Source organism: Streptomyces beijiangensis (assembly GCF_017315755.1).
Taxonomy (GTDB): Bacteria; Actinomycetota; Actinomycetes; order Streptomycetales; family Streptomycetaceae; genus Streptomyces; species Streptomyces beijiangensis.
Window position 1 is genome coordinate 1 of record NZ_JAFLRJ010000515.1, and the last position, 3,373, is coordinate 3,373.

General features: G+C 70.9%; 3 protein-coding genes and 1 pseudogene. 3 read left to right on the forward strand and 1 reads right to left on the reverse strand.

Going from position 1 to position 3,373, the window contains the following annotated elements; translation table 11 throughout:
• The 3 genes and pseudogenes from J0695_RS36155 to J0695_RS36165 form a co-directional block, all read left to right on the forward strand.
• A pseudogene (locus J0695_RS36155) lies at positions 1-396 on the forward strand (amidohydrolase); the annotation flags it as partial.
• Positions 393-899, forward strand: coding sequence for a cysteine dioxygenase (locus tag J0695_RS36160; protein WP_206969009.1), 507 nt, complete (start codon positions 393-395; stop codon positions 897-899). The pseudogene J0695_RS36155 and the gene J0695_RS36160, both read left to right, overlap by 4 nt.
• Before the next feature lie 214 nt (positions 900-1,113).
• The gene (locus J0695_RS36165; RefSeq protein WP_206969010.1) at positions 1,114-2,541 is read left to right on the forward strand and encodes a purine-cytosine permease family protein; all 1,428 of its coding nucleotides are present in this window, start codon (positions 1,114-1,116) and stop codon (positions 2,539-2,541) included.
• A gap of 12 nt (positions 2,542-2,553) precedes the next feature.
• On the opposite strand, the gene J0695_RS36170 is transcribed toward J0695_RS36165, so the two are convergent.
• A partial coding sequence (locus J0695_RS36170) for an SGNH/GDSL hydrolase family protein (RefSeq protein WP_206969011.1) occupies positions 2,554-3,373 on the reverse strand: 820 nt, incomplete at its 5' end.

The window sequence follows — 3,373 nt, forward strand, 5'->3', positions numbered from 1 at the left end:
CCCCCCGGCACCCCGCCCTGGTGGCCGGCCCTGGTCCCGTACGTCCACCAGCTGCACGCCTCCTGGTACGCCTTCCGCGCCTTCGGCCGCACCCGCCACCCGCGCCTGCGCGTCTGCTTCGCGGCGCTCGCGGGCCTGGCCCCGCTCCACAGCGAGCGCCTGGCGGCCCGCGGCGGCGGCCGGGGCGAGATCGACTTCGACGTGTTCTACGAGACGTCCTCGTACGGCACCCGGGCGGTGGACACCCTCGTCCGCACCACCGGGATCGACGTGATCGTCTCCGGCAGCGACCGCCCGTACGCCCTGCCCACCACCCCCGACCTCGGCGCGGAGGCCGCACTCCACGCCCTGCGCACCACGAACCCGTCCCGCCTCCTGAAAGGAGCGACCTCATGACGTCGTACACCGCGGCCCTCCCCGCCCGCACCCTCGAGAAGCACGAACTCCACACCCTGGTGGACGACTTGGCGACCCGCACCGCCCTCTGGCGCCCCCACGTCGCCTTCTCCGACACCGAACGGCACTTCGCCTCCCTCCACCGCGACGAGTACGTGGACATCTGGCTGCTCTGCTGGACCCGCCAGAACGACACCGGCTGGCACGACCACGACCTCTCGTCGGGCGCGGTCCGCGTGGTCCAGGGCGTACTCACCGAATCGAACCCGCGGATAGGCGGCCGGCACCTCGCCACAGCCGTCTCGGCAGGCGAGTCCTTCCACTTCGGCCCCGACCACATCCACCGCCTCACCGGCGCGACGGACGACGCGGTCTCGATCCACGCGTACTCGCCGCCGCTCTGGCGCCTGGGCCAGTACGACATCACCGACGACGGCCTGATGCGCCGCATCTCGGTCTCGTACGCGGACGAACTGCGCCCCCTGGACACCTCGGCGGCCTGACGCCCATCGGCTATGACGGCAGCCATGGGACACCGCCCGCCCCTCCCCCGCACCCTTGAACCCGCAATCCACTGCCCAGGCCAAGGTCGCCACGCCCTGAAAACCTCGAAGTAACAGACAATTCACCCGCACCTATTGACCTTCCATTCATCACACCCGACTCTGCATAGATCAATGCATGGGATACCCACGGGGTACGAGAGGGAGGCAACGCATGCCAGGTCTGGTGGAGCAGCGCTCAATCGATGTGGTCCCGGACGCCGAGCGGCACGGCACCGCCTTCTCCCAGTTCACGCTCTGGCTGGGCGCGAACCTCCAGATCACCGCGGTCGTCACCGGTGCGCTCGCGGTCGTCTTCGGCGGCAACGCCTTCTGGTCGGTCATCGGCCTGCTGCTCGGCAACCTGATCGGCGGCGCCGTCATGTCGCTGCACTCGGCGCAGGGCCCGCGCCTCGGCCTGCCCCAGATGATCAGCTCCCGCGCCCAGTTCGGGGTCAAGGGGGCGGTGGTCCCGCTCCTCCTCGTGGTCGTGATGTACGTGGGCTTCTTCGCCAGCGGGAGTGTCCTGGCGGGCCAGGCGGTCGCGAAGCTCACGCACCTCGACGACACCACCGGCATCATCATCTTCGCCGTGATCACGGCCGTCATGGCAGCGATCGGCTACCGGGTCATCCACATACTCGGCCGCGCGGCGAGCGTCATCTGCGCGATCGCCTTCATCTACCTGGGCATACGCCTGCTGGACCGGATCGACCTCTCCGCCACGCTCCACGACCACGCGTTCTCCTTCCCGCTCTTCCTCCTCGCGGTCTCGCTCTCGGCCTCCTGGCAGCTGGCGTTCGGCCCGTACGTGGCGGACTACTCCCGCTACCTCCCCCGTGACACCTCCGCCCGCGCCACCTTCTGGTGGACGCTCGGCGGCACCACGCTCGGCTCGCAGTGGTCGATGACGTTCGGCGTCCTGGTCGCGGCGACCTCGGGCGGCGCCTTCCTCGACAGCCAGGTCGGTTACGTGGTCGCGCTCGGCGGCACCGGTCTCATCGCCTCCGCGCTCTACTTCGTCATCGCGCTCGGCAAGCTCACGATCAACGTCCTGAACACCTACGGCGGCTTCATGTCGATGGTGACCGGCGTCAGCGGCTTCCGGGCCCAGAAAACCCTCACCGCGCGCGGCCGTTCGGCGTACATCGCCCTGATCATGGTGGCGGGCACGGCGGTCGCCCTGGCCGGCAAGGACAGCTTCCTGTCCTCCTTCAAGGACTTCCTGCTCTTCCTGCTGACCTTCTTCACGCCGTGGTCGGCGATCAACCTGGTCGACTACTACCTGATCTCCCGCGAGCGCTACGACATCCCGGCCCTCTTCGACCCCCGCGGCCGTTACGGCGCCTGGCGCTGGGACGCCCTGCTGGTCTACGGGATCGGCCTGCTGGCCCAGTTCCCCTTCCTGGCGACGTCGTTCTACACGGGCCCCCTGGTGGACCCCCTGGGCGGAGCGGACATCTCCTGGCTGGTGGGCCTGCTGATCCCCGCAGCGCTCTACTGGCTGCTGGCCCGCCGCAACACGGACCACATCCCGGCCGCCACGATCCTCACCCCGGCCCCGGCCCCGGACTCGGCCCCTGAGCGGACCCCGGCGGCCTGACCCCAAAGCCGCTCACCCGTGCCGCGTCGTCACCTCCGCCGGTTCCGTGTCCCCCGCGATGCGCCGGCGGCGGCGGTGCTTCAGCAGGGCCCAGGGGGCGTGGGCGCCCGTGACCTCGGTGCCCGCCTCGGCGGCCGCCGCGGAGGCCGCCTTCGCCACCGGGAGGATGTCCTCGTCGCGGGACGCGTCCAGGTGGTCGGTCTCCGGCCAGAGGCCCATCACCGCGCAGAGCGTGGGCAGGACCGCCATCGCCGCCGTCGCGTAGCCCTCCGCCGACGGGTGGTAGTTGTCCGGGCCGAAGAGTTCGCGCGGATTCGCCGCGAATTCGGGGCCCAGGAGCTCGCCGAGCGATACCGTACGGCCGCCCTGCTCGATCACTCCGATCGTCTGGGCCGCCGCCAGCTGGCGCGAGACCCTGCGGGCCAGCCAGCGCAGCGGCTGGTAGACCTGCTCGACCGTGCCCAGGTCGGGGCAGGTGCCGACCACGACTTCCGCCCCGGCCGTGCGCAGACGGCGTACCGCCGTGGCCAGATGGCGTACCGACTGCGTCGGCGGCAGCCGGTGCGTGACGTCATTGGCGCCGATCATGATCACGCAGACCTCGGGCATACGGACCTGATCCGCGAGCAGCACCGTCACCTGACGGTCCAGGTCGTCCGACATCGCGCCGGGGAGCGCCACATTCCGCAGGTCCACGGGTCGCTCGGCCACCGCGGCGAGCCCCGAGGCCAGCAGCGCGGCCGGGGTCTGGCCCGCCCTCCGTACCCCCTGTCCCGCCGCCGTCGAGTCGCCGAGCATCGCGAACCGCAGCGGCGGGACAGGGGGTACGGAG